The sequence below is a fragment of the Labedella populi genome (genome assembly GCF_004078655.1).
GTDB classification, from domain to species: domain Bacteria; phylum Actinomycetota; class Actinomycetes; order Actinomycetales; family Microbacteriaceae; genus Labedella; species Labedella populi.
Map to the genome: position 1 here is coordinate 495,231 of NZ_RZNC01000003.1, position 25,206 is coordinate 520,436.

23 protein-coding genes are annotated in these 25,206 nt (G+C 68.1%); 2 read left to right on the forward strand and 21 right to left on the reverse strand.

All coding sequences use genetic code 11. The features are described 5' to 3' along the window. Window positions 1-99: 99 nt before the first annotated feature. The 20 genes from dnaE to ELQ92_RS10970 all read right to left on the reverse strand — a co-directional run bounded on the left by dnaE (window position 100) and on the right by ELQ92_RS10970 (window position 22,352). Window positions 100-3,567, reverse strand: coding sequence for a DNA polymerase III subunit alpha (dnaE, locus tag ELQ92_RS10875; protein WP_128499130.1), 3,468 nt, complete (start codon window positions 3,565-3,567; stop codon window positions 100-102). An 89-nt stretch (window positions 3,568-3,656) separates the two neighbouring features. Further along, entirely contained in the window at window positions 3,657-4,580 is a 924-nt protein-coding gene (locus ELQ92_RS10880) for an RluA family pseudouridine synthase (RefSeq protein WP_166426747.1), read from the reverse strand. 1 nt (window position 4,581) lies between these two features. Next, window positions 4,582-5,244, reverse strand: a complete 663-nt coding sequence (lspA, locus tag ELQ92_RS10885) for a signal peptidase II (protein ID WP_208004315.1) — start codon at window positions 5,242-5,244, stop codon at window positions 4,582-4,584. A gap of 11 nt (window positions 5,245-5,255) precedes the next feature. After that, window positions 5,256-5,879, reverse strand: coding sequence for a DivIVA domain-containing protein (locus tag ELQ92_RS10890; RefSeq protein WP_128498972.1), 624 nt, complete (start codon window positions 5,877-5,879; stop codon window positions 5,256-5,258). Window positions 5,880-6,001: 122 nt separating this feature from the next. After that, a complete protein-coding gene (locus tag ELQ92_RS10895) occupies window positions 6,002-6,301 on the reverse strand; it encodes a YggT family protein (RefSeq protein ID WP_243694978.1) in 300 nt (99 codons plus the stop codon). Between the two features lie 8 nt (window positions 6,302-6,309). Then, a complete protein-coding gene (locus ELQ92_RS10900; RefSeq protein ID WP_128498973.1) occupies window positions 6,310-6,792 on the reverse strand; it encodes a cell division protein SepF in 483 nt (160 codons plus the stop codon). A gap of 36 nt (window positions 6,793-6,828) precedes the next feature. Continuing rightward, a complete protein-coding gene (locus ELQ92_RS10905) occupies window positions 6,829-7,503 on the reverse strand; it encodes a YggS family pyridoxal phosphate-dependent enzyme (protein WP_128498974.1) in 675 nt (224 codons plus the stop codon). A gap of 3 nt (window positions 7,504-7,506) precedes the next feature. Then, on the reverse strand, window positions 7,507-8,721 hold the full coding sequence (ftsZ, locus tag ELQ92_RS10910) for a cell division protein FtsZ (RefSeq protein WP_128498975.1): 1,215 nt from the start codon (window positions 8,719-8,721) through the stop codon (window positions 7,507-7,509). 209 nt (window positions 8,722-8,930) lie between these two features. Further along, on the reverse strand, window positions 8,931-9,689 hold the full coding sequence (locus tag ELQ92_RS10915; RefSeq protein WP_128498976.1) for a cell division protein FtsQ/DivIB: 759 nt from the start codon (window positions 9,687-9,689) through the stop codon (window positions 8,931-8,933). 272 nt (window positions 9,690-9,961) lie between these two features. Then, entirely contained in the window at window positions 9,962-11,371 is a 1,410-nt protein-coding gene (gene murC, locus ELQ92_RS10920; RefSeq protein ID WP_128498977.1) for a UDP-N-acetylmuramate--L-alanine ligase, read from the reverse strand. Between the two features lie 34 nt (window positions 11,372-11,405). Next, window positions 11,406-12,497 carry a UDP-N-acetylglucosamine--N-acetylmuramyl-(pentapeptide) pyrophosphoryl-undecaprenol N-acetylglucosamine transferase gene (locus ELQ92_RS10925; protein WP_128498978.1) on the reverse strand — a complete coding sequence of 364 codons (1,092 nt, stop codon included), beginning with the start codon at window positions 12,495-12,497 and terminating at the stop codon, window positions 11,406-11,408. Continuing rightward, window positions 12,494-13,756: a putative lipid II flippase FtsW gene (ftsW, locus tag ELQ92_RS10930; RefSeq protein WP_128498979.1), complete on the reverse strand. Its 1,263-nt coding sequence runs from the start codon at window positions 13,754-13,756 to the stop codon at window positions 12,494-12,496. Before ftsW ends, ELQ92_RS10925 begins: the two co-directional genes overlap by 4 nt. After that, window positions 13,722-15,260 carry a UDP-N-acetylmuramoyl-L-alanine--D-glutamate ligase gene (gene murD, locus ELQ92_RS10935; RefSeq protein ID WP_128498980.1) on the reverse strand — a complete coding sequence of 513 codons (1,539 nt, stop codon included), beginning with the start codon at window positions 15,258-15,260 and terminating at the stop codon, window positions 13,722-13,724. Before murD ends, ftsW begins: the two co-directional genes overlap by 35 nt. Continuing rightward, complete coding sequence (gene mraY / locus ELQ92_RS10940; protein WP_128498981.1) at window positions 15,257-16,348, reverse strand: phospho-N-acetylmuramoyl-pentapeptide-transferase; 1,092 nt, start codon at window positions 16,346-16,348, stop codon at window positions 15,257-15,259. Before mraY ends, murD begins: the two co-directional genes overlap by 4 nt. Continuing rightward, window positions 16,342-17,754 carry a UDP-N-acetylmuramoyl-tripeptide--D-alanyl-D-alanine ligase gene (locus ELQ92_RS10945; RefSeq protein ID WP_128498982.1) on the reverse strand — a complete coding sequence of 471 codons (1,413 nt, stop codon included), beginning with the start codon at window positions 17,752-17,754 and terminating at the stop codon, window positions 16,342-16,344. Before ELQ92_RS10945 ends, mraY begins: the two co-directional genes overlap by 7 nt. 46 nt (window positions 17,755-17,800) lie before the next feature. Then, window positions 17,801-19,579: a peptidoglycan D,D-transpeptidase FtsI family protein gene (locus tag ELQ92_RS10950; RefSeq protein WP_243694979.1), complete on the reverse strand. Its 1,779-nt coding sequence runs from the start codon at window positions 19,577-19,579 to the stop codon at window positions 17,801-17,803. 29 nt (window positions 19,580-19,608) lie between these two features. Further along, window positions 19,609-20,178, reverse strand: a complete 570-nt coding sequence (gene ftsL, locus ELQ92_RS10955; RefSeq protein ID WP_128498983.1) for a cell division protein FtsL — start codon at window positions 20,176-20,178, stop codon at window positions 19,609-19,611. Then, window positions 20,175-21,128, reverse strand: coding sequence for a 16S rRNA (cytosine(1402)-N(4))-methyltransferase RsmH (gene rsmH / locus ELQ92_RS10960; protein ID WP_128498984.1), 954 nt, complete (start codon window positions 21,126-21,128; stop codon window positions 20,175-20,177). Before rsmH ends, ftsL begins: the two co-directional genes overlap by 4 nt. Window positions 21,129-21,226: 98 nt before the next feature. Next, window positions 21,227-21,658, reverse strand: a complete 432-nt coding sequence (gene mraZ / locus ELQ92_RS10965; protein ID WP_128498985.1) for a division/cell wall cluster transcriptional repressor MraZ — start codon at window positions 21,656-21,658, stop codon at window positions 21,227-21,229. A 295-nt stretch (window positions 21,659-21,953) separates the two neighbouring features. Beyond that, a complete protein-coding gene (locus tag ELQ92_RS10970; RefSeq protein ID WP_128498986.1) occupies window positions 21,954-22,352 on the reverse strand; it encodes a DUF3040 domain-containing protein in 399 nt (132 codons plus the stop codon). A 78-nt stretch (window positions 22,353-22,430) separates the two neighbouring features. On the opposite strand from ELQ92_RS10970, the gene ELQ92_RS10975 reads away from it, so the two are divergent. Beyond that, entirely contained in the window at window positions 22,431-23,528 is a 1,098-nt protein-coding gene (locus tag ELQ92_RS10975) for a polyprenyl synthetase family protein (RefSeq protein ID WP_128498987.1), read from the forward strand. Window positions 23,529-23,591: 63 nt separating this feature from the next. Here the strand turns inward: ELQ92_RS10975 and ELQ92_RS10980 are convergent, their stop codons facing one another. Then, a complete protein-coding gene (locus tag ELQ92_RS10980; protein ID WP_128498988.1) occupies window positions 23,592-23,933 on the reverse strand; it encodes an Rv2175c family DNA-binding protein in 342 nt (113 codons plus the stop codon). Window positions 23,934-24,109: 176 nt separating this feature from the next. On the opposite strand from ELQ92_RS10980, the gene ELQ92_RS10985 reads away from it, so the two are divergent. Next, on the forward strand, window positions 24,110-25,117 hold the full coding sequence (locus ELQ92_RS10985) for a LysM peptidoglycan-binding domain-containing protein (protein WP_128498989.1): 1,008 nt from the start codon (window positions 24,110-24,112) through the stop codon (window positions 25,115-25,117). The last annotated feature ends 89 nt before the right edge of the window (window positions 25,118-25,206 follow it).

Genomic DNA, 25,206 nt, shown 5'->3' on the forward strand with positions numbered 1-25,206 from the left:
CGCACGAGACGACGTACGGGGCCGCGGCGGCATGATCGCCGCGGCCCCGTTCGTCGTGTCAGGCGCCCGCCCGCGGTTCGGCCGAGATCCGTCCGTTCGTCAGCTCAGGCAGTTGGGGCCGAGTAGTGACTTGAGTTCGCCGTAGAGGTCCGCGGTCACCGCGACGGGATACGGCACCTCGAAGACCCGCGCGGCGTCGCCCTTGATGAGCTTCAGCCGCACCTCGGTGTCGCCCCGATGGCGTTCGAGGATGACGCCGAGCTCCGTGATCGTGTCCGTCGTCGCACGGAAGTCCGGCACGCTGAGATGCAGGGGGCCGGACGAGTCGGCCTGCCCGAGATCCGGCGCCATGAGGCTGTAGGCATGCAGGTTCATGCCGTCGTCGCGCATACTCACACGGCCCCGCACGACCACGATGGAGTCGCCGACGAGCGACGGCGAGAACTCCTGGTACGCCTTGCCCATGAACATCACCGAGATCTCGCCGCTGAAGTCCTCCACGGTGATGATGCCGTACTGGTTGCCCGAGGCCTTCGCGACGCGGTGCTGGACGCTCGTGACGAGCCCCGCGATGGTGACTTGATCGCCGTCCTGCGTGTGTTCGGACGACGTGAGTTCGGTGATCGTCGTGGAGTAATGCTTGGCGAGCTGGGTCTCGAGGCCGGCGAGCGGATGATCGGAGACGTAGAGTCCGAGCATCTCGCGCTCGAAGGCGAGCTTGTCGCGTTTCGACCACTCCGGCCGTGACGGGACGTGGGATTCGGGGGCGACGCCGACCTCTTCGAACAAGGAGTCGAAGTCGAAGCCGACGTTGCCGTTCTCCTCGTCGCGCTTGATCTTGACCGCCGATTCGACGGCCGACTCGTGCACTTCGACGAGCGCTCGCCTCGTGGCCCCCAGGGTGTCGAATGCTCCGGCCTTGATGAGCGACTCGATGGTCCTCTTGTTCGCGACGGGCAGCGGCACTTTGCGGAGGAAGTCATGGAAGGACTCGAAGCGACCCTTCGCCTCGCGAGCCTGCCGGATGCCGTCGACGACGTTACCGCCGACGTTGCGCACCGCTCCGAGCCCGAACCGGATGTCCTCACCCACCGCGGTGAAGAAGCCGATCGACTCGTTGACGTCCGGCGGCAGCACGTTGATGCCCATGCGGCGGCACTCGTTGAGGTACATCGCCATCTTGTCCTTCGAGTCCCCGACGGACGTGAGCAGCGCGGCCATGTACTCGGCCCGGTAGTGGGCCTTCAGGTACGCCGTCCAATAGCTGAGGACGCCGTAGGCCGCGGAGTGCGCCTTGTTGAACGCGTAGTCGGAGAACGGCAGGAGGATGTCCCACAGCATCTTCACGGCGTCGTCGGAGTAGCCGTTGGCACGCATACCACCGGAGAAGCCCTCGAACTGCTTGTCCAGTTCGGATTTCTTCTTCTTGCCCATGGCACGGCGAAGGATGTCCGCTTGTCCGAGCGAGAACCCGGCGACCTTCTGGGCGATCGCCATCACCTGCTCCTGGTAGATGATGAGGCCATACGACGTGGACAGGATCTCTTCGAGCGGCTCGGCGAGCTGTGGATGGATCGGCGTGATCGGCTGCTGGCCGTTCTTGCGGAGGGCATAGTTGATGTGGGAGTTCGCACCCATGGGCCCCGGCCGGTACAGCGCGATGACGGCCGAGATGTCCTCGAAGTTGTCCGGCTTCATGAGCCGCAGCAGGGACCGCATGGGACCGCCGTCGAGCTGGAACACCCCGAGGGTGTCTCCGCGGGAGAGGAGGGCGTACGCCTCGGGATCGTCGAGTTCGAGGTCTTCGAGAACCGGTCGGAATCCGCGGTTGGCCTCGATGTTGTCAAGCGCGTCGTCGATGATCGTGAGGTTGCGCAGCCCGAGGAAGTCCATCTTGATGAGGCCGAGCGACTCGCACGCGGGGTAGTCGAACTGCGTGACGATCTGACCGTCTTGCTCGCGCTTCATGATGGGGATGATGTCGATGAGCGGGTCCGACGACATGATCACGCCGGCCGCGTGCACACCCCACTGGCGCTTGAGGTTCTCGAGCCCGAGAGCCGTGTCGAAGACGGTCTTCGCCTCCGGGTCGCTCTCGACCACCGCGCGGATGTCGGCGGCCTCCTTGAAACGGGGGTGGTCGCGATCGAAGATCCCCGTGAGCGGGATGTCCTTCCCCATGACGGCCGGCGGCATAGCCTTCGTGAGCTTCTCACCCATGCCGAACGGGAAGCCGAGGACACGGGACGAGTCCTTGAGTGCCTGCTTCGCCTTGATGGTTCCGTACGTCACGATCTGGGCGACACGTTCGTCGCCGTACTTGTCCGTGACGTACTTGATGACCTCGCCACGGCGACGCTCGTCGAAGTCGACGTCGAAGTCGGGCATCGACACGCGATCGGGATTGAGGAAGCGCTCGAAGATGAGGCCGTGCCGGAGGGGATCGAGGTCCGTGATACGCATCGCGTACGCGGCCATCGAGCCGGCACCGGACCCACGGCCCGGGCCCACGCGGATGCCGTTGTTCTTCGACCAGTTGATGAAGTCGGCGACGACCAGGAAGTAGCCGGGGAAACCCATCTGCGTGATGACGCCGACCTCGTACGTGGCCTGAGCTCGGACCTCGGAGGGCACGCCGTCGGGATAGCGGACGTCGAGGCCGCGGTCGACCTCCTTCACGAACCAGGACTCCTCGGTCTCGCCCTCGGGAACCGGGAAGCGGGGCATGTAGTTGGCGCTCGTGTTGAACTTCACGTCGCAACGCTCGGCGATCGCGAGTGTGTTGTCGCACGCCTCCGGGTGGTCTCGGAAGATCTGACGCATCTCGGCGGCGGACTTGAGGTAGAACTCGTCCGCGTCGAACTTGAAGCGGTTGGGGTCGTCGAGGGTCGAGCCAGACTGGACGCACAACAGCGCCGCGTGCGACGTGGCGTCGTGCGCGTGGGTGTAGTGGAGGTCGTTCGTGGCGACGAGCGGCAGCGAGAGCTCCTTGGCGAGTCGAAGGAGGTCGGTCATGATGCGTCGCTCGATGCCGAGGCCGTGGTCCATGATCTCGCAGAAGAAGTTCTCCGCCCCGAAGATGTCGCGGAAGTCCGCCGCGGCCTGACGAGCGGCCTCGTACTGGCCGAGCCGCAACCGCGTCTGCACCTCGCCGCTCGGGCAACCGGTGGTCGCGATGAGGCCGGACGAGTACGTCGACAGCAGCTCCCGGTCCATTCGGGGCTTGAAGTAGTAGCCCTCGATGGAGGCCTTCGACGACAACCGGAAGAGATTGTGCATCCCCTCGGTGTTCTCGGCGAGGAGCGTCATGTGGGTGTACGCGCCCGAGCCCGAGACATCGTCCCCTCCCCCGTCGCCCCAGCGGACACGGGTGCGGTCCGTGCGGTGCGTGCCGGGCGTGAGGTACGCCTCCGTGCCGATGATCGGCTTGATGCCCGCGTCGGTCGCAGTCTTCCAGAAGTCGAAGGCCCCGAAGACGTTGCCGTGGTCGGTGATGGCGACGGCCGGCATCCCCTCGGTCACGGCGGCCTCGATGAGCGGCTTGACGCGAGCGGCGCCGTCGAGCATCGAGTACTCGCTGTGGACGTGCAGGTGGACGAAGGAGTCAGAGGTTCGAGTCACGGGTTCTCCGAACTAAGTGCGTGAGGGATGCCAGGCTAATCGGAACCCACGACATCGAGGGCGTTCTGCAGATCCGGCGGGTAGGGCGAGGCGAACTCGACGGGTTCGCCGGACCCCGGGTGCACGAACCCGAGGCGGACGGCGTGCAGCCATTGCCGTGTGAGCCCGAGACGCTCCGACAACGAGGGATCGGCGCCGTAGAGGGGATCGCCGACGCACGGATGCCGCTGCGCCGACATGTGCACACGGATCTGGTGTGTCCTCCCGGTCTCGAGGTGGATCTCGAGGAGCGTCGCACTCCGGAACGCCTCGAGCGTCTCGTAATGCGTCACCGACGGCTTACCCGCCGCCGTGATCGCGAACTTCCAGTCGGATTTGGGGTGCCGACCGATGGGGGCGTCGATGGTGCCCGCGAACGGGTCCGGGTGGCCCTGGACGAGGGCGTGGTAGATCTTGTCGACCTCGCGGTCATGGAACGCACGCTTCAACTCGGTGTACGCCCGCTCAGACTTGGCGACGACCATGAGTCCGCTCGTCCCGACGTCGAGACGGTGGACGACGCCGGCGCGTTCCGCCGCTCCGGACGTCGAGATGCGGAAGCCCGCGGCGGCGAGGGCGCCGAGGACCGTCGGACCGTTCCATCCGACGGACGGATGCGCGGCGACGCCGGCTGGCTTGTCGACCACGACGATGTCGTCGTCGTCGTGCACGATGCCGAGGTCGTCGACGGCGATCGGCACGATCGTCGCCTCGGCACGCGGCTGCCACACCACCTCGATCCACGCGCCCCCGGAGAGACGGTCCGACTTGCCGACGACGCGGCCATCGACGGTGACTCCGCCTGCCTCGATGATCTCGGCCGCGAAGCTCCGGGAGAAACCGAGCATCTTCGCCAGAGCGGCGTCGACGCGGGAGCCCTCGAGACCGTCGGGGACGAAGAGCGAACGGGATTCGCTCACGTCAGGCCTTCGGCTCGCCGCGATCGACGGTCGACGCCGAGTCCGGTCCCGCGGAGGGCCCGCTCGCTCGCTCCGGGTCCCGGGGATCCGTCCCCTCTGCGTCGAGTCGGTCCAGCGACTCGTCTGCGGTCGGAGGAGCCACGTCATCCGAACGAGTCCGGGTTCCGTCGATGCCCACGCCGAGCAGCGTAAGCAGGATGAAGACGCCCATGCTCACGACGATCGCGATGTCCGCGACGTTGTAGATGGCCGGAAGCATCCACGGCGTCGAGATGAAGTCGACGACGTGTCCGAGTCCGAACGACGGCTCTCGGAAGATCCGGTCGGTCAGATTGCCGAGCACACCCCCGAGGAGCAGACCGAAGACGAGGGCCCAGAGCTTCGACCGGATGCGGCGCGCGAGGACGATGATCGTCACGCTGACCGCTGCTGCGAGCAGGGAGAAGATCCACGTCGCCCCTTCGGCGAACGAGAAGGCCGCGCCCGGGTTACGGACGTAGAAGAGAACGAGGAACTCCCCGAGGACGGGGACGCGCTCGCCCTCCGTCATCGAGGAGACGACGAGGTACTTCGTGAGCTGATCGAGCGCCAACGCCGACACAGCCACGACGGCGAGGACGAGGAGCGTCCGCCGCGTGGCTGTGTCGGTCGATCGAGTGGTCAAGTCCCGGAACGTCAGTGGTTGTCGCCGACGGTGGCGGCGATTCCGCCCGTCGACGCAGCAGCACCGCTGTCGAGGTCGCGGAGCTGGCCCTCGATGTAGCTCCTGAGCTGTTCGCGGTACTCACGCTCGAAGGTCCGGAGCTCTTCGATCTCACGCTCGAGGACGGAACGCTGCTCGTTGAGCTTCGCGAGCTCCTCCTGCTGCTTGGCCTCTGCCTCGGCCACCACACGAGCGGCCGTCGCGTTGCCCTCGGCGATGAGCTGGTCGCGCTTCTCGGCACCCTCGCGAACGTGCTCGTCGTGGAGACGACGGGCGAGGACGAGGAGGCTGTTGGAGCTCTCCGACTCGTCCGGGACGGGCGTGGCCTGGACCGGAGCCGGCACGGGCTCGGCCGCAGGTGCCGGTGCGGCGGCAGCGGGCTCGGGGCTCGACGCGGACTCGGCCGGAGCGGAGGACGAGGCGCCCGACTCGGCCTGCGAGAGCCGCTCCTGCAGGTCCTGATTCTCCTGGATCAGGCGGCGCAACTCGACGACGACCTCGTCGAGGAAGTCGTCGACCTCGTCCTGGTCGTAGCCCTCGCGGAACTTTGTCTGCTGGAACTGCTTGTTGACGACGTCTTCGGGCGTGAGCGCCATGGCGTACCACCTTCACTTGTTTCGATCGGAATGACCTTGCAACGGTAGCAAACCCTGACACGGCTCGACGCCGCCCAGGGCCGCGTGGCGTGCGGCCTCCCCCAGAATACAGGGGGGCGAGCTCAGCGGATGAAACCGACCAGAATCATCGCGACGAGCACGCAGAGCATGGTGAGGGTCCACCCGAAGTCCAACGCCGCTCGACCCACCCGGACCGGCGGAAGCACCCGGCGGAAGAATCGGATCGGAGGATCTGTGAGGAAATAGACGGCCTCGGCCGCGACGAGCCCGACACCGGACGGTCGCCAGGAACGGTTGAACGTCCTCACGAGGTCGAGGATGAACCTCGCCCACATGACCAGCAGGTAGATGAGCAGGGCGGCGTAGAGGATGTTCCCGATGAGGGGGATGATCGTGCCCACCCCCGTCGTCAGCGCTGAGCGAAGAAGGTGGCGTCGGTCTCCGCCGGCTGCGCGTCCTGGTCGCCCGAGATGGAGACGTGGGACGGAGACAGGAGGAACACCTTGTTGGTGACGCGCTCGATCTTGCCGTAGAGCCCTTGCGACAGCCCGCTCGCGAAATCGATGAGGCGGCGCGCGTCGGCGTCGCTCATCTGCGAGAGGTTGATGATGACGGGGACGCCGTCGCGGAAGCTCTCGGCGATGACCTGTGCGTCGCGGTACTGCTTCGGGTGCACGGTCAGGATCTCGTTGAGCTCGCTCGGAGCCGGCTGACGCACGGGTGCCGGCGCCTTACGCAGAGGAGTCACGGGAGCCTTGACCTCCGAGGCCTGGTGCTGCTGGGGGCGAGGGTTCTCGTTCGCGGGCTTCTGCTCGGCGGAGGGCTCGTCGTAGTCGAGCTCCTCGTCGGCGAGTCCGAGGTAGACCATCGTCTTCTTGAGCGGGTTGGACATCAGTACCTCCGTCGTGCGGTTGCTTCCTCTTCGAGGTTAGGGTGTCGGCGGTCGATTGCCCGTGATTGCCGTTCCGACTCGCAGGTGTGTCGCGCCTTCGAGAATCGCCTCGGCGAAGTCGCCACTCATCCCCGCGGAGATGGAGGACGCGGAAGGCTCGATCGCCTGGACGCGTTCGGAGATCGCCCGCAGTCGCGCGAAAGCCGAACGCGGCTCCTCTCCGAGCGGAGCGACGGCCATCACGCCGACAAGGGAGAGATTCCGCGAGGCCACGACGCGTTCCGCGAGTCGCTCCACGTCGCCCGGAGCCACACCGCCACGATGCTCGTCGTCGCTCAGCGCGACCTGGATGAAGCACCCGACGGGCGTCTCCGCTCCGTCGAGGGCGTCGACGACGGAGTCCCGGTCGACGGAGTGGACGACGCGCGCGTATCGGGCGACCCTGCGGGCCTTCTTCGACTGGAGCTGCCCGACGAAATGCCACGTGAGGTCGTGGAGTGTCTCGAGGGCTGCCGCCTTCGCCTCCGCCTCCTGGTGCCGGTTCTCCCCGACGTCGCGTATGCCGGCCGCATACAACTGCGCGACGAGTTCGGCAGGGTGGAACTTGGTGACGGCGATCACGGTGATCTCGTCCATCGCGCGTCCCGCGCGATCGGCCGCCCGGGACACCTGCTCCCGGACGGCCGTGACGCGCTCGTCGATCTGCGACATCGCCTACTTCAAGAAGTCGGGGATGTCGAGCTCGTCCTCGTCGGCGAAGGCCGCGTCGTGACCCGGGGTCGAGACGGGCACGCGCTCGTAGGAGCCGGTACTCGGCCGCTCCGGCTCACGCCGGGGCTCGGGAGTCGACGCCACGGGAACGGAGTGTGTCGCGGGAGCGGAGGACGGCGCGGCCGGTGCCTCCGGCTCGGCCGCCGTCATGACGCCGCCCGTCGTGAGGATCCCCGACGCGGCAGCGCCCTCGAGCGCACGGGTCGGAGGCTCTCCCCCGTCGAACCCGGCCGCGATGACGGTGACTCGGACCTCGTCACCGAGCGTGTCGTCGATGACGGCACCGAAGATGATGTTCGCCTCCGGGTGCACCGCCTCTTGAACGAGACGCGCCGCGTCGTTGATCTCGAAGATACCGAGGTTCGATCCGCCCTGGATGGACAACAGGACACCATGAGCGCCCTCGATGCTCGCCTCGAGCAACGGTGACGCGACTGCCAACTCCGCGGCCTTGATGGCGCGATCCGCCCCCCGGGAGGAACCGATCCCCATGAGGGCGGAGCCGGCGCCCTGCATCACCGACTTGACGTCCGCGAAGTCGAGGTTGATGAGGCCGGGGGTCGTGATGAGATCCGTGATGCCCTGGACACCGGCGAGGAGGACCTGATCGGCGGTGGCGAAGGCCTCGAGCATACTGATACCGCGGTCGCTGATCTCGAGGAGGCGGTCGTTCGGCACCACGATGAGGGTGTCGACCTCTTCCTTCAGGCGCGCGACACCGGCCTCGGCCTGACCCTGGCGACGGCGGCCCTCGAAGCCGAAGGGCTTCGTGACGACGCCGATCGTGAGAGCACCGATCGACTTCGCGATGCGCGCGACGACGGGCGCGCCTCCCGTTCCCGTTCCGCCGCCCTCACCCGCCGTGACGAAGACCATGTCGGCGCCCGCGAGGGCCTCCTCGATCTCCTCGGCGTGGTCCTCCGCGGCACGGCGACCCACCTCCGGGTCCGCCCCGGCGCCGAGTCCGCGCGTGAGATCACGACCGACGTCGAGCTTCACGTCGGCGTCGCTCATGAGCAGCGCCTGCGCGTCGGTATTGATCGCGATGAACTCGACTCCGCGGAGCCCGATCTCGATCATGCGGTTGACGGCGTTCACGCCGCCACCGCCGATGCCGACGACCTTGATCACTGCAAGGTAGTTCTGGTTTGTCGTCACGTCCGCCTCCGGTGAGAACTTTCAACCTCAGGTTCAGGGTTAAAGTTATGCTCAGTATGCATTTCCTGATTCAGACGTTATGCGCGGATGGGCGCGCCCGTCGGACGCGCCACAGCGTGTCGCGAGATGAGTCGTGCAATCGGCGCCGGGCGGGGTCCGACGACCCGGGCGCGTCGTGACACGGGTTCCGATGGGGACGCGACGGTCGATCAGCGCGGGTCGATGACGACGGAGTCGGGGCTCGAGACGTCGTACCGGGCGACCGACTCAGCGGGGTAGCGCGCCATGAGTGTCTGCAGGGCGATGGCCTTCGCCGCGGAGTCCTCCGCACTCCCCCAGGTCACGACGGCACCGTTGCCCGCGAGCGTCAGCGTGACATCGTCGACCGTCGTCGCCGTCACCTCGTCGACCGTCGGGAGGACGTCCGCCGGAAGCGAGCGGAGGACGGCAGCGGCCGCCGCGAAGCCCGAGGAGTCCGGATCGCCGTCGAACACGATGAGTGGGTATCCCTCGGGCCGGTCAGGGCTCGAGGACAAGACCACGCCGGCGGTGTCGACGAGGTCGAACGACTCACCATCGGTGATGAGGCCGACCGGCTGCCGCTCGACGATGCGGATCACGAGGGTGCTCGGCGGTCGCGACTCGACCGAGTAGCTCTGGATGAGCGGATAGGCGACGAGGGCCGCCTTGATCGCGCTCTGGTCGACGAGCGGAAGCGGAGTGCCCTGCTGCCCCTCGAGGTCGCGCACGATGAGATCCGAGCTCACGAGCCGCGCACCCTCGACCTGGATCTCGCGGACGGCCATGAGCGGGGTGTACGCGGCGCCCACGCACGCCGCGGCAAGCGCGAGCACGCCGCCCACGGACGCCGTCCAGACCACACGCCGCCGTCGCGATCCCGCCGTGAATCGACGGACCTCCTCGCGCTCCCGGCGCCGGCGCGCGCGCGCCGCTCGCCACACGCTCACCCTGGCGTCATTCGCTCCCCCGCCCGCGCGTTCGTCGCGACCGCGTGGGTACTCGTCGTCCTCCGCCGCTGTCAGGGGAAGGACGACCGGGCCCGTGACATCGTCACCAGGCGACGTCGCCGAGCCGAAACGGGCGAGCAGTCGGCGGGCGGGCCGATCCTCGCGGCGCTCGCGCTCCCGCGCGTCCGCCGCAGACTCCGAAGGGGACTCCGGCTCGGCCGGCGGACGCGGGGGCCGCGATGAGGATGGCCGCGGAACCCCGGAGGGCCGTTTCACCGGGACGTCCCCGTGTGCACCTTCTCGAGAGAGCCGAGCAGCTGAGGGACGATCCGGTAGACGTCACCGCACCCGAGTGTCACGACGTAGTCGCCCGGCCGTGCGATCTCGGCGACCCTGTCCGCGGCGGCCTGCCAATCGGCGATGAAGTCCACGCTCGCGGCGTCCGAGAAGCGTTCGGAGACGAGCGCACCGGTCACTCCCGGCTCGGGGTCCTCTCGCGCGCCGTAGACGTCCAAGACGATCGTGTGGTCGGCGCGCGACTCGAGGACTTCGGCGAACTCCCGCGCGAACATCCTGGTCCGGCTGTAGAGGTGGGGCTGGTGGACGGCGATGATCCGCCCCTCGCCGACGACCGTGCGCGCCGCGGAGAGCGCGGCGTCGACCTCGGTCGGGTGATGGGCGTAGTCGTCGAAGACGCTCACGCCGTCCACCGTGCCGTGCAGCTCGAAGCGCCGCTTCGTGCCGCCGAACCCCGCGATGGCGTCGAGGACGGCTTGCGGCTCGAAGCCGAGACCCGTGAGCACCGCGAATGCGCCGGCGGCGTTGATCGCGTTGTGCCGCCCGGGAACGGAGAGCGAGCCGCTGTAGCTGGACCCCCCTGCCTCGACAGTGAAGCGCACGGGGCCGTCGGTGATGATGTCGTGCACCCGCACGTCCGCGTCCTCCGCCTCGCCGAACGTCACGACGCGGGAGTGGGACAGCCTCCGCGTGACCGCGACCGCGCCGGGATCATCGGAGGACACGACCACGAGCTCGGTCGCCGCATCGGCGAAGTCCACGAAGGCCTGCTGGAACGCCTCGAGCGAACCGTAGTGGTCGAGGTGGTCGGGATCGACATTCGTGATGAGGGCGACCGCCGTGTCGTACAGGAGGAACGACCCATCCGACTCGTCGGCCTCGACGACGAACAGCTCGTCGGAGCCCCACGCGGAACTCGTGCCCAGCGTCTCGATGACCCCGCCGTTGACGTAGCTCGGGTCGGCCCCGAGACCGAGGAGAGCAGTGACGATCATGCCGGTCGAGGTCGTCTTGCCGTGCGCTCCCGCAACCGACACGAGTCGCCGGGAGCGGATGAGCCACGCGAGCGCCTGCGAGCGGTGGAGGACGGGGATCCCACGTTCCTTCGCGAGCAGGTATTCGGGGTTGTCGGACCACAACGCACCCGTCACGACGAGTGTGTCGGCGTCACCCACGTTGGCGGCGTCGTGTCCGATGGTGACGACGGCGCCGAGGGAACGCAGCGACTCCGTCGCGGCCGACTCCCGGGAGTCGGACCCGGAGACGGTCGCGCCGGACTCGATGAAGAGCTTCGCGATTCCGCTCATCCCCGAGCCGCCGATGCCGACGAAGTGGACGGACCCGAGCTCGTCGGGGATCTCGATGGAGAAGTCTGGCTTGATCACGACGTTCTTCTTTCTGGTGACGGGCTCTTGATGACTACCGGCGCCGACCGCGGACGGCGCCGGAGGCCTCGTCGATGAGGTCGAGCATGCGGGCGTTCCCGTCGAGGGTGCCGGCGTGGCGCGACTGCACGGCCATGTCGTGCACGCGGACGTCGTCCTCGAGGAGGGGAAGCAGCACAGAGCTTACCCACGTCGGCTGGAAGTCCGCGTCGGCGACGAGGACCGCACCGCCGGCGTGAACGGAGTCGCTCGCGTTGTAGCGCTGTTCGCCATTCCCGACCGGATACGGGACGTAGACGGCGGGGATGCCGAGGGCACTCAACTCGCTGACGGTCGCCGCGCCGGCGCGCGAGACGGCGAAGTCGGCGACCGCGAGTGCGAGTTCCATCCGGTCGCAGTACTCGACCACGTGGTAGTGCTCGAGGCCCGGGTCGGTGAACTCGCTCGACCGCCCGACGATGTGGACGATCTGCCATCCCCTCGCGATGAAGTCCGTCGCCGACTCCGAGATCGTCGTGTTGAGACGACGGGCCCCGAGGGAGCCTCCCGTCACGAGCAGCGTCTTCCGCGCGGGGTCGAGACCGAAGAACTCGATGCCCTCGGCGCGTGCGGCATCGCGCTCGATCGACTCGATCTCCCGTCGGAGCGGCATGCCGACGAAGCGGGAGTGCCGGAGCTTCGTGCCGTGGAAGGCGACGCCGACGTGACGGGTGTAGAGCACTCCGAGCCGGTTGGCGAGGCCGGGCTTCGCGTTGGCCTCGTGGATGATGAGCGGGAGCTTGGCGCGTCGCGCGGCGACGTAGGCCGGAGCCGCAGCGTAGCCGCCGAAGCCCACGACGACGTCGACGCCGCGTCGGCGGATGATCTCCCCGGTCGTGGCGACCGCACGACGGAAGCGACCACCGAACGAGAGGCTCGCGCCGTTGAGGCGGCGAGGGAACGGCAGCTTCGGGATCGTCTCGAGCTCGTAACCGCGCGCGGGCACCAGCCGCGCCTCGAGGCCTTCCGCGGTGCCGAGCACGATCACCGTCGCGTCGGGGTCGCGCGCCGTGAGTGCGTCCGCGACCGCGAGGAGCGGATTGACGTGACCGGCGGTGCCGCCGCCGGCGAAGAGATACGTGGTCATCGGAGAGTTCCTCTTCCTTGCTGGGCGAGCGACGCCCGCCCAGCCTCGTGGCGCGCGAACGACAAGACGATGCCGACGGCCATGAGTGATGTGATCAGTGCCGTGCCACCGGCGGAGATGAAGGGCAGGGGCACACCGAGGACGGGGAAGACCCGCAGAACGACGCCGATGTTGACGAAGGCCTGGCCGATGAGCCACATGAGGACCGCGCCCGTGGCGATGCGCACGAACGGGTCGGTGGACGCGCGGATGACGCGCAGGAGCGCGACCGCGAGAAGCACGAACATGAGCAGGAGCACGACGGCCCCGACGAGTCCGAGCTCCTCCCCCACGATCGCGAAGATGTAGTCGTTCGAGGCGGCGGGCAGCCAATCCCACTTCTCGACGGAGTTGCCGAGGCCGACTCCGAAGAGACCGCCGTTCGCGAGCGCCCACGTGCCGTGGAGCGGCTGCCAGCAGACGCCCTCGTAGTCCGCGCATTCCGTGTCGATGAAGCTCAGCAGTCGGTTCATGCGGTTGGCGCTCGTCGCGACGGACGCGGCGGCGCCGATCCCCGCGAGAATCATGACCGGAAGCAGGATGCGCCACCGGACGCCGGCGAAATAGAGAGCCGCGAAGACGATCGACGCGAGGATCAACACGGTTCCGAGATCCCGACCCAGGAGGACGAGTCCGACCGCGAGGCCGCCGATCGGCACGACCGGGATGAGCGCGTGCTTCCAGTCGGACAACAGCTCCTGCTTCCGCGCGAGGACGAAAGCGAGCCACACCACGAGCGCGAGCTTCACGAACTCCGACGGCTGCCCGCTGATCGATCCGACCGCGATCCAGTTCCTGTTGCCGTACTCGTCGATGCCGAGGGGAGTGAAGACGAGCGACTGCAGTCCGATCGCGAGGAAGATCGCCGGCCAGGCGACGCGCTTCCAGAACACGAGCGGCATGCGCGACATCACGAGCATGAGTGGGACACCGACGAGCGCGTACGTCGCCTGCTTCCAGAAGCCCCCGAAGAAGCCGTTGTTGTCCGTCCACGACTCGATCGATGAGGACGACAGGACCATCACGAGCCCGAAGACGACGAGGAAGAGCGTCGTGCCGAGCAGCAGCAGGTAGTTGGAGGAATCGGCGAGAGCGAGTCGGCCGAGCGAGATCCGGGCGGAGGCCGGGCGGTCCTGGTCCCCCGCGGGACCACCCGCCGATCGAACGGAGGCCGGTCGCTCCGCGTCAGTCCGTCGTCGGTGGTGTGGTGGGGCGCTCATCGGCCTCTCCTCCCACGAGATCGTCGACGGCGGCGGCGAAGAGTCGTCCGCGCTCCGCATAGTCGGTGAACTGGTCCATCGAAGCCGCTGCCGGGGCGAGGAGAACGGTGTCTCCGGCGGCCGCGACGCCACTCGCCGCCTCGACGGCGCGCAGCATCACGTCTCCAGTCTCGGCGGGCGAGACCTCGATGACGGGGACGTGTGACGCGTGTCGCTCGAACGCGGCGAGCACCGCCGTCCGGTCCTCCCCGATCACGACCGCTGCGCGGACGCGAGCTGCGTGCTTCTCGACGAGCCCCGCGATGTCGATCCCCTTCAGCAGACCGCCCACGATCCACACGACCGACCGGTACGCCGACAGGGAGGCGTCGGCGGCGTGCGCGTTGGTCGCCTTCGAGTCGTCGACCCAGGTGATCCCGTCGACGACGGCGACGGTCTCGATCCGGTGGTGGTCGAGCGAAAAGACCTCGAGGGTGTCGCGGATCTGCTCGGGGGTGACCCCGACCGCCCGGACGAGAGCGCTCGCGGCGAGGATGTTCGCGACGACGTGCGGCGCGGCCAGGCCACGAGCAGCCAATGCATCGATCGTCGTGAGCTCGAGGGCGCTGCTGGCGCGATCCTCGAGGAACGCGCGGTCGCACAGGATGCCGTCGACGATGCCGAGGTCGCTCGGACCGGGGACGTCGAGGCCGAAACCGATGGCGCGAGCACCCTCGACGACCTCGGCCTCCTCGACCATGCGTCGCGTCGCGAGGTCCGCACGGTTGTAGACGCACGCGACCCGGGTATTGGTGTAGACGCCGGCCTTCGCATCGCGATACGCCTCGGCGGACCCGTGCCACTCGAGGTGGTCGTCCGAGAGATTGAGGCACACGCTCGCGAGCGGCATCACGGGCTCGGGAGTCGACTGCCGCGCGAGATAGTGCAACTGATGACTCGAGAGCTCCACGACGAACACGTCGAATCCGCCGGGGTCGCGGACGGCGTCGAGGACGGGAACGCCGATGTTCCCGCACGGCGCCGCCCGCAGGCCCGCTGTGACGAGCATCGAGGCCGTGAGCTGCACCGTGGTCGTCTTGCCGTTCGTCCCCGTGACGAGCAGCCATTCGGCCGGCGTGCCCACCTTGTCACGTACGCGCCAGGCGAGTTCGATGTCACCCCATACCGGCAGGGCCGCGTCCTCCGCCCATCGGACGAGGGGGTGGTGCGGAGGGTAGCCCGGCGAGACCACGACGAGATCAGCTCCGAACTCCTCGAGCTCGGCGGGGGCGCCGTCCGCTCCTCCCACGACGAGGCGGGCACCGATGACCTCGAGCAACCGCGTCCGGTCGGGATCCGCCTGCTCGGTGACGACGAGGACCTCGGCTCCGAGTTCCACGAGCGTGTCCGCGACGGAGAATCCGGTCGAGCCGAGCCCGAGGACGGCGACCCGCAGGCCCGTCCACTCGGCGTGCCAGCTCGTGAGCGATGCGAGCCGCGCTTCGCGGCCGACGGCATCCCTCATCGCAGGATCCATTCGAGGTAGAACGTCCCGACGCCGGCTGCGACGAGCAGGCCGCCGATGATCCAGAACCGCGCGACGACCGTCACCTCCGCCCAGCCCTTGAGTTCGAAGTGGTGGTGGATCGGTGACATCAGGAAGATGCGCTTGCCGTGCGTGATCTTGAAGTACGCGCGCTGCACGATGACCGAACCCGTCTCGATGACGAAGAGACCACCGATGAAGACGAGGAGGAGTTCCGTGTGGGTGAGGATCGCGAGGGCCGCGATGGCACCGCCGAGCGCGAGCGAGCCCGTGTCGCCGAGGAAGATCTGCGCCGGGGTCGTGTTCCACCAGAGGAAGCCGATGAGCGCGCCGACGATGGCGGCCGCGACGATCGCGAGCCCGAGCGGGTCGACGACGTCGTAGCACTTGTATGCGACGTCCTCGTTGACGATGCCGAAGCACGACTGGTTGGACTGCCAGAAGCCGATGACGACGTAGGAACCGATCGCGAAGATCGACGCCCCCGTCGCGAGGCCGTCGAGGCCGTCGGTGACGTTGACGCCGTTCGACGCCGCCGTGACGATGAGGGCGGTCCAGAGGAGGTAGAGCGCGACCCCGATCACGGAACCGAACACGAGGAAGTCGAGCGGCAGATCCCGCACGAAGGAGACGGCGGTCGACGCGGGCGTGATGCCCTCGGGGTTCGGGAAGCTGATCGCGAGCACACCGAAGGCGGCGGCGACGATGAGCTGCCCGGCGACTTTCGCCCAGCCCCGGAGACCGAGCGATCGCTGCTTCCGCGTCTTGAGGAAGTCGTCGACGAATCCGACGGCGCCGAGACCGACCATCATCACGAGCACCAGGAGCGCCGCGGTGCTGATGCGGTCTCCCGTGATGAGCATCGCCGTGAAGTACCCGAACAGCACGCCCAGAATGATGATGATCCCGCCCATCGTGGCGGTGCCCTTCTTCGCGTGGTGCGATTGGGGGCCGTCGTCGCGGATGAACTGACCCCAGCCGAGCCGTTTGAAGAGCCGGATGAAGAGGGGCGTGAGGAAGAGCGAGAATGCGAGCGCGAGGGCGCCGGCGGTGAGGAGTGCTACCACGAGAACAATTCTCCCAGTCGATCGCCGAGATGACGGAGACCCGCCGAGTTGGAGGACTTCACGAGCACCGTGTCACCCGAGCGCAATTCACCTTCGAGGTAGGCGAACGCCTCGTCGGCCGTCTCCACGAAGACCGATTCACCGTCCCAGGATCCCTCGTTGATCGCCGAGATGTGCAGCCGCCGCGCATCGCGGCCCACGACGACGAGACGGTCGACGCGCAACCGCACCGCGAGGAGCCCGATGCGGTCGTGCTCGTCACCCGCCAACTCGCCGAGCTCCGCCATGGTTCCGAGCACGGCGACCCGACGGCCGTCCGGTGGAGTCACGAGGGCGAGCGTCTTGAGCGCCGCGGCCATGGAGTCGGGACTCGCGTTGTAGGCGTCGTTGATGATCGTGACGTCGTCTCGGCCCCCGAGGACCTCCATGCGCCAGCGCTCCGCCCGAGTGACGGTCTCGAGCCGCTCGACGATCTCGTCGATCGGTACGCCGAGCTCGGTCGCGACCGCGACGGCCGCGAGAGCGTTCGAGACGTGGTGCTCCCCGAGGACCTTGAAGTGGACCGGGCGGCTCTCGCCCGATGGCAGCGTCACGGTGAAGCGCGTTCCCGTCCGGTCCGCCTCGACGTCGGTCGCCCGCACGTCAGCGGTGCCGTCGAGTCCGAACCAGACCACTCGAGCCGCCGTGAGGTCGGCCATCGCCGCGACGCGCTCGTCGTCGCGGTTGAGGACGGCGACGGCCGTCGACGGGAGCGTCGTGACCATCGCCGACTTCTCGGCGAAGGTGGACTCGATGCCGCCGAAGCCGCCGGCGTGGGCGAGCCCCACCTTGAGCACGACGCCGATGTCGGGCGTCGCCATGGCCACGAGGCGGGCGATCTGCCCGCGGCCGGAAGCGCCCATCTCGGAAACGAGGAACTCCGTTCGCGCGGTGACGCGCAGCATGGTCGTCGGCGCTCCGACGGCGTTGTTGAACGAGTTCTTCGGGGCGACCGTCTCGCCCCGGGGAGCCAGGATCGCCGCGAGGAGGTTCTTCGTCGTCGTCTTCCCGTTGGAGCCCGTGATGCCGACGACACGGAGAGCGCCGCGGTCGCGCACCGCTGCGACCACGTGGGCCGCGAGTGCGCCGAGCGCCGTGACGGCATCGGCGACGACCACCTGGCTGATCTCCTCGTCGACCTCGTGCTCGACGATCGCGAGCCGGGCGCCGCGCTCGGCCGCGACACCGACGAAGTTGTGGCCGTCGGTCGTCTCACCGGGCTTCGCGACGAAGATCCCGCCGGCTTCGATCTCACGGGAATCGGTCTCCACGTAGCCGTCGACGACGTCGGTCGCCGCGGCGTCTCCTCGGAGCGCGAGCCGCCCCGACAGGACGCTCGCGATCTCCTCGAGAGTCATGCTGATCACCGGTCGGTCCTCCTCGATCGGCTCGGCGCGGACCTCGCGCGGAGCATCAGTAGGTCGTCGGCAGGTCGGGCGACGGTTCGGTCGACGGTTCGATCCGGTACGTCTTGAGCACCTGGGTCATGATCTGTTGGAACGTCGGAGCCGCGGCTGCCGAAGATCTGATCTTAGTCGGGTTCGAGATGTGCACCGAGACGACGTACTCGGGGTCCTCCGCCGGGGCCATGCCCGTCATCGACACCACGTACGTGTCTTTGAGGCCTCCCGAGCCGTCGCCCTGCTCGGCCGTTCCCGACTTCGCGGCGACGCGGTAGCCCGGAATCTGCAGGGTGTCGCCGAAGTGTCCATCCGTCACGACGCTCTCGAGCATCTGCACGACCTCGTCGGCGGCCTGCTCCGAGACGACGCGCTTCTCACTCGCGCTCGGCACGTCGGTGATGCTGCCGTCGTCGTGCTCGCATCCCTCGATGAGGGACGGTGCCACCTGGACGCCTCCGTTCGCGAGCGCCTGGTACGCGCTCGCGATCTGGATGGGCGTGGCCGAGAGGCCCTGACCGAACATCGTCGCGTAGTAGGTCTGGTTGTCCCAGACATCCGGCTGGGACAGGATGCCGCCGGACTCGGCGTCGAACCCCACCGCCGTGACGTCTCCGATCCCGAACTTCTTCAAGTAGTCGTACCGCTGCTGCGGGGTGAGGGCCTCGCCCATCTGGGAGATCCCGGTGTTGGAAGACTCCGCGAGGACTCCCGTGAGGGTGAGCTTCATCGGTCCGTGCGGGATCGAGTCCTTGATGCGCGCCCCGTTGTCGGGGTAGAACCAGCCATCGGCCACGACCTTCGACTCCGGCGTCGCGAGCCCCGCGTCGATGAGCATCGCCGCCGTCAGCGCCTTGAACGTCGAGCCCGGCTCGAACGGTGCCGTGAACGAGAGCGCCTGCCGGTAGTACTCGTCGATGCCACCGACGTTGCCGGGGTCGACCGACGGGTACTGAGCCACCGCACGGATCTTTCCGGTCTTCGCGTCCATGATCGTGACGGTGCCCGAGTCGCCACCCGTCGCAATGACCTGCTCAGCGATCCGCTGCTGCGCGAACCACTGGAGGTCCCGGTCGATCGTGAGCTTCAGGGTGCCGCCGTTCTTCGCGTCGACGATCGTCTGGGTCGTGCCCGGGAGGATGACACCGTCCTTGCCCTTCTTGAAGGTCTGCGTCCCGTTGATCGAGGCGAGGCAGTCGTTCTGCGCTTGTTCGAGCCCCTGGAGCGGAGTGCCGTCGGAGCCGACGAAGCCGATCACGTTGCCGCCGACCGCGCCGTTGGGGTAGATGCGGCCGGGGTGCTTCTGCGAGCCCACCCACGGGATCTTGAGCGCCCTCACGGCTTGGAAGTCGTCGACGTCGAGGGTCTTCGCGGCGACGGCGTAACGGGACTCGGGGTTCACCGCGAGGGCGTCGGCGATGAGGGCCTGGATCTCCGCTCCCGTGCTCCCCGTGATGGCTCCGATCTCCGCGGCGGCTTGCTCGACGCTCACCGTCACGGAGGCCCCGCCGTCATCCGTGCGGGTGAATGGCTTCGCGTTGAGCGGGTCGAGCACGATGTCGTAGCGTGTCACGCTCCCGGCGAGGACATTGCCGTTGGTGTCGACGATCTCGCCGCGCGCGCCATAGACGGTGGACTGGTCGGCCGTCTTCGAGGCCGCGACCGCGCGGAGTTGATCGGCCTGGACGACCTGGATGTCGACGAGTCTCACGATGAACGCTCCGACGACGGCGAGCACGCACACGATGGCGAGGGCCATGCGCCGCCGACTCGACCGGTTGTGGTGGGGCACTGGAGATCCTTCCCGTTCCGTCTCGCGGCTCAGTGGGTCTTGGGCGAGGGCAGTCCGTCGTCGAAGGTTACGGGCGTCGGTGCGACATCCTCGGCAGGCGCGCCCTCCTCCTCGAGTGCCGGTGCATTCGAGGCCGCGAGGGCGTCGGCTGCGGAGTTCCCGACGACGTCCGAGGGTCCGAGCGGGATGGACGATGCCGCTCCTGCTTCACCGGGCTGTCCGAGGACGGCCCCGTCGGAGAGGCGCAGGTATGCGGGCGACGAATTGATGACCATCCCGAGGTCGTGGGCGGCCGACGCGACGTACTGGGGTGAGGAGAGCGTCTCGAGCTGCTCACCGAGGGACTCCTTCTGCCAGCCCAACTCGGTGATCTGCGTCCGGAGGCTCGACACCTCGTACGCTCCGTGACTCAACGCCACGCTCATGAGCAATTGCGCGATGAGGATGGCTCCGACTCCGCCGACTGTCCACAGGGCGTACGACAGTTTCGGGCGGCTCTTGCGTGCTTCGCGTGCGGGGACGGCGGTGAGCGGAGGCCGCGTGGGCGTACGGCGCCGATCAGGAGCGGTCGTCGGTCGTGCAATCGCCGGTGAGCTCATGATCTCCCCCTCGTTCGTTCGGCGGCCCGCAGACGGACCGGTGTGGCGCGCGGATTGCGCGCGCGTTCCTCATCACTCGCGATCTCGGCGCCCCGGGTGAGGAGCCGGAACTCCGGTCGATGCTCGGGAAGCTCGACGGGCAGCCCGGGAGGCGCTGTCGACGTCGTGACCGCCTGGAGTGCGCGCTTGACGATCCGGTCCTCGAGCGACTGGTACGACATCACGACGATGCGACCGCCCACCGCGACGGCGTCGAGGGCGTCGGGGATCGCGTTCTCGAGCACGCTCAACTCGCTGTTCACCTCGATGCGGAGGGCTTGGAAGACGCGCTTCGCGGGATGTCCCGCCCGTGACAGAGCGGCGGGTGTCGCGTCCTGGAGGATCGCGACGAGCCGTTCCGACGTCTCGATGGGAGCCAGCGCGCGCTCGCGGACGATGCGCTGCGCGTAGCGCGCGGCGAGCCGTTCCTCGCCGTACACGTGGAAGATCCGACGCAACTGAGCCTCGTCGTAGGTCGCGATGACGTCGGCCGCTGTGCGCCCGACGGTCTGGTCCATCCGCATGTCGAGCGGAGCGTTCCGCGAATACGCGAAGCCGCGCTCCGACCGGTCGAGCTGCACCGAGGAGACGCCGAGGTCGAACAGGATCCCGTCGACGGAGTCGAGGCCGAGGGAGTCGACGGCCTCGCCGATGCCGTCGTACACGGTGTGGACGAGGTCGAGCCGATCCGAGAACCGCGCCAAGCGGTCGCGGGCGATCGTGAGCGCGTCGGTGTCGCGATCGAGACCGATGAGGTGCAGTTCCGGGAAGCGCTCGAGCATCGCCTCGGCGTGCCCGCCCATCCCGAGAGTCGCATCGACGACGACGCGACGCCCTGTCCCGATGGCGGGGGCGAGGAGCTCGATGCAGCGCTCGAGGAGCACGGGGGTGTGGAGGTCGCGGGGTTCCATGATGTCGGGCCGGGCTCCTGTGGTCTGATCCCCATCCGTTTGACCTGGCTCCGGGGAAGTGGAGTCAGGGCCGACGGCTGGGAGTCGGACCACAGGTGCTAGAAGAGTCCCGGGATCACCTCCTCCGCCGTTTCGGAGAACGCCGCTTCCTGCTCGGCGAGATAGGTCTCCCATGCCGCGGCGTCCCAGATCTCGGCCCGGGTACCGGCGCCGATGACGACGAGATCGCGGTCGAGCGACGCGTAGGAGCGAAGAGAGCCGGGGATGGTGACGCGGTGCTGCTTGTCCGGCGTCTCCGCGGATGCCCCCGAGAGGAAGACACGCAGGTAGTCGCGCGCTTGCTTGCTCGTCACGGGAGCCTGGCGGATCTTCTCGTGGAGCGCCTCGAACTCGCGTGTGCTGAACACGTAGATGCAGTTCTCCTGCCCTCGCGTCATGACCACACCCCCTGCGAGCTCGTCCCGGAACTTGGCCGGCAGGATGATGCGCCCTTTGTCGTCGAGCTTGGGGGCGTAGGTGCCGAGGAACATGGCGCACCCCCTGTCAGATCCGGCCGATCTCTGAATGCCTCCACTTTACTCCACATCCATCCACAAACCTACGAAATACTCGTCGGTTGCCCCGATATGGGGGTGAGGTCCCGCGTGATTACAGGCCACGACGCGGTGGAGGACTGTGGAGGGATCTGGCTCAGCATCGACCGGCCCGGGCGCGCCTCGACCGGGATGGAGCGCTTCACCGTCGCGAGATGGGCACAAAAAAAGGGGCCGATCCGAAGATCGACCCCGACGGGGAGGAAAGTGGAGGCAGCCGGGCCTCCCGGGACTATCCGTTACCGTCGTCCTGACGGCGCTCCCACCGCGAGTTCAGCTTGTCCATGAAACCGGCCGATGAGGGCTTGCCCGTCGAGCGGCTCGGAGCGGAATAGATGTCGCGAGCGTCTCGCGGTGCGCTCTTCGAGCCGCCCTTCGACGGCGAGATCGCGATCATGACGCCCGCGAGCATGACGGCGAAGCCGATGATACCGACGAGGGGGACGCGCAGGATGACCCCCAGGACGAGGCCGGCGACGCCGAGGAGAGCGACGAGGACCCCGATCGCGATGCCCCGGTAGCTCGGCTTGCCTGATCGACCACCGACCGTCGACACGAAGTCCGCGTCGTTCCGGTAGAGGTTTCGCTCCATCTCGTCGAGGAGTCGTTGCTCCTGTTCAGACAGCGGCATGATGTTCCCCTTTTGAGCTACGGCGTCGCCGAGGTGTTCCTCAGATTCTATCCGTCGAGCGGTGGCTAGGCTAGGTGGGTGATCGAGAGTGGACGACTGCCCGAACGTGTGCAAGAGCGGATCGACCGTTTCCTCGATTCCCGTATGTCGATTCTCGCTCCGCTCGGGTCGGACGCTCGCGATTTTGCCGCGATTTCCCGGGACTTTCTCAGGGGTGGCAAGCGATTCCGTGCTCTGTTCTGCTGGTGGGGATGGCGGGCGTTCCGGCCTGACGGATCCACCTCCACGAGCGACCTCGAGGCCATCGTCTCCGCTGCCGCGGCGCTCGAGATCTTCCATGCGGCAGCCCTCGTGCACGACGACATCATCGACAACTCGGACACCCGCCGTGGCGCTCCTGCCGCGCACATCCGGTTCCACTCTCGCCACGAGGCGTCGTCCTGGCGCGGTGACCCCGACGCATTCGGTCGTTCGGCCGCTGTGCTCCTCGGCGACCTCCTGCTCGGGTGGAGCGACGAGTTGCTCGACGAGGCGCTCATGTCGCTCGACGACCCGCGAGCGGCTCGTGCGGCGCGCCTCGAGTTCAACCGCATGCGCAGTGAGGTCACCGCGGGTCAGTTCCTCGACATCCTCGAGGAACAGGCATGGGCGAACCGGACGGACGCGGAGCAGCTCGAGGCCGCGTGGCGCGTGATCCGCTTCAAGTCCGCCGGGTACAGCATCGAGTCGCCCCTCGTCCTCGGCGCCTCGTTCGCGGGTGCGGGCGAACGCGAGGTGCGGTCGATGCGCGATTTCGGGTTGCCGCTCGGCATCGCGTTCCAGTTGCGCGACGACGTCCTGGGGGTCTTCGGCGACACCGCGGTCACGGGCAAACCCTCGGGCGACGATCTCCGCGAGGGCAAGCGGACGGTGCTCATCGCGCTCACTCGGGCCGCCCTCCCCGCGCCCCACGTCCGCCTCCTCGACGAACTGCTCGGCGACCCCGAACTCGATGCGGCCTCGGTCGCCTCGCTCCAGGCCACGATCCGCGACTGCGGCGCGCTCGACCGGGTGGAGGCGTTGATCGGCTCTCACACCACTGAAGCGCTTTCGGCACTCGAGGCGTTGCCCATCGACGACGACGCACGGCGGTCACTGCGCACACTCGCGAGCGCCGTGACGGTGCGGACTTCCTGAGGGCGTCCTCCCGCGACGGGCACCCCGACCGGGGCGCTCGTCAGGCGATAGCCGGAACGCTCGTCAGGCCAGCGACTGCGCCACCCGACGGACCTCCGCCTTCCGGCCGGCCAGGAGAGCATCGATGGGTGCCATCCCGATCGCGTCCTCGGTCTCGAGCAGCCATTGCATGGCCTCGTCGTCGGTGAAGCCGTTGTCGCTCAAGACCGTCAGTGTGCCACGCAGCTCGCCGAGGGGCTCACCATCGGCGAGGAACACGCTCGGGATCTGAAGGACGCCGTCCCGACGAACGGCAACGAGATGACGGTCCTCGAGAAGTCGGCGGACGCGACTCGGAGTGAGCCCGAGACGCTCGGCGACGTCGGGAACGGTCAGCCATTCGCGAGCGGAGTAGACATCGTTCACGGCACGAGTCTGCCACGACGCCGAGCGCGGTCCAACTCCGTTCGAGCGCCTCCTCGACGTTGCCGTCGTCGTGGTACCTCCAGCCAGTCACAGGGATCACAGCAGTCACATCTGTTGACTCCCCCCTCTTTGTGTGACAGCGTGGCGACGTTCTTGACCTACTTTTGGGGGACACGATGGCCGTCATCCGCAAGACCAGCATGGGGATCCCCCTCGCTCTCGTCGCCGCACTCGCCACGGCCTTCCAACCGGGCTCGGCGGCGACGGCCGACGTGCGCACCTCCCCCGAGCCCCTCGACGGTCACCGGTCCCTACCGGCGCAACCCCCTGCCGCGCCGCAGCCGGCGTCGGTTCCCGCGGCCGCGACCGTTCCGACGACGTACACCGTCGCATCGGGCGACACCGTCTCGGGCATCGCAGCCCGTTTCGGCCTCGACGTGAAAGCCGTCCTCGCCGCCAACGGACTCGGCTGGTCTTCGGTCATCTATCCGGGTCAGTCGCTCGTGCTGTCGACGGGGAGCGATGCCGCGCCGTCACTCGCCCCTGCTCCGGCCCCGGCGCCGAATGCGGCGGAGCGCTCCTACACCGTCGTCGCCGGTGACACCCTCATCGGCATCGCGAAGGCGCACGGTACGACCGTCAGCTCGATCCTCGCGGCAAACGGGCTCACGCGATCGAGCATCATCTACCCCGGGCAGATCATCGCCATCCCGGGTGGTGAGGCGGCAGCGCCGGCACCGACACCGGCACCGGCACGCGCTCCGGCTCCAGCCGGGAGCGACGCGACGACCCCGCTCACCGCCGAGATGCATGCGAACGCCGCCCTCATCGTCGCGATCGGGCGATCCCTCGGGGTGAGCGATCAGGGCCTCGTCATCGCCCTCGCCGCCGCGATGCAGGAATCGGGCCTCCGGAATCTCGACCACGGCCACGCGGACTCCGTCGGGATCTTCCAGCAGCGACCGAGCCAGGGCTGGGGATCACCGGAGCAGATCCAGGATGCAACCTACTCGTCGACGGCGTTCTTCGTCGGTGTGACGGGGAAGACGCGAGGCCTTCTCGACATCTCCGGCTGGCAGGACATGTCGGTAACGGATGCGGCCCAGGCCGTCCAGATCTCCGCATACCCCGACGCCTACGCCCGGTGGGAGCAGTCGGCGCGCGTCTGGCTCTCCGAGCTCTGAGCTCGCCGACCGGCGCGGAGGTCCTCCCCGGCGGAGCGGGCACCTCACGATCGGATGACGTTCGTCACGGATGCGCCGTTTCGCCGTGT

Coding starts and splice junctions, on each gene's coding strand:
- ELQ92_RS10890 (WP_128498972.1), bottom strand. CDS start 5,879: ATGGCGCTCACGCCCGAAGACGTCGTCAACAAGCAGTTCCAGCAGACA.
- rsmH (WP_128498984.1), bottom strand. CDS start 21,128: ATGGAACCCCGCGACCTCCACACCCCCGTGCTCCTCGAGCGCTGCATC.
- murD (WP_128498980.1), bottom strand. CDS start 15,260: ATGAGGGATGCCGTCGGCCGCGAAGCGCGGCTCGCATCGCTCACGAGC.
- ftsW (WP_128498979.1), bottom strand. CDS start 13,756: ATGAGCGCCCCACCACACCACCGACGACGGACTGACGCGGAGCGACCG.
- ftsL (WP_128498983.1), bottom strand. CDS start 20,178: ATGAGCTCACCGGCGATTGCACGACCGACGACCGCTCCTGATCGGCGC.
- mraZ (WP_128498985.1), bottom strand. CDS start 21,658: ATGTTCCTCGGCACCTACGCCCCCAAGCTCGACGACAAAGGGCGCATC.
- ELQ92_RS10985 (WP_128498989.1), top strand. CDS start 24,110: ATGGCCGTCATCCGCAAGACCAGCATGGGGATCCCCCTCGCTCTCGTC.
- ELQ92_RS10925 (WP_128498978.1), bottom strand. CDS start 12,497: ATGACCACGTATCTCTTCGCCGGCGGCGGCACCGCCGGTCACGTCAAT.
- ELQ92_RS10905 (WP_128498974.1), bottom strand. CDS start 7,503: ATGTCGCAGATCGACGAGCGCGTCACGGCCGTCCGGGAGCAGGTGTCC.
- ELQ92_RS10970 (WP_128498986.1), bottom strand. CDS start 22,352: ATGCCGCTGTCTGAACAGGAGCAACGACTCCTCGACGAGATGGAGCGA.
- dnaE (WP_128499130.1), bottom strand. CDS start 3,567: ATGCTCGACGGCGCCGCTCGCGTCAAGCCGCTCATCGAGGCCGCCGTG.
- ELQ92_RS10900 (WP_128498973.1), bottom strand. CDS start 6,792: ATGTCCAACCCGCTCAAGAAGACGATGGTCTACCTCGGACTCGCCGAC.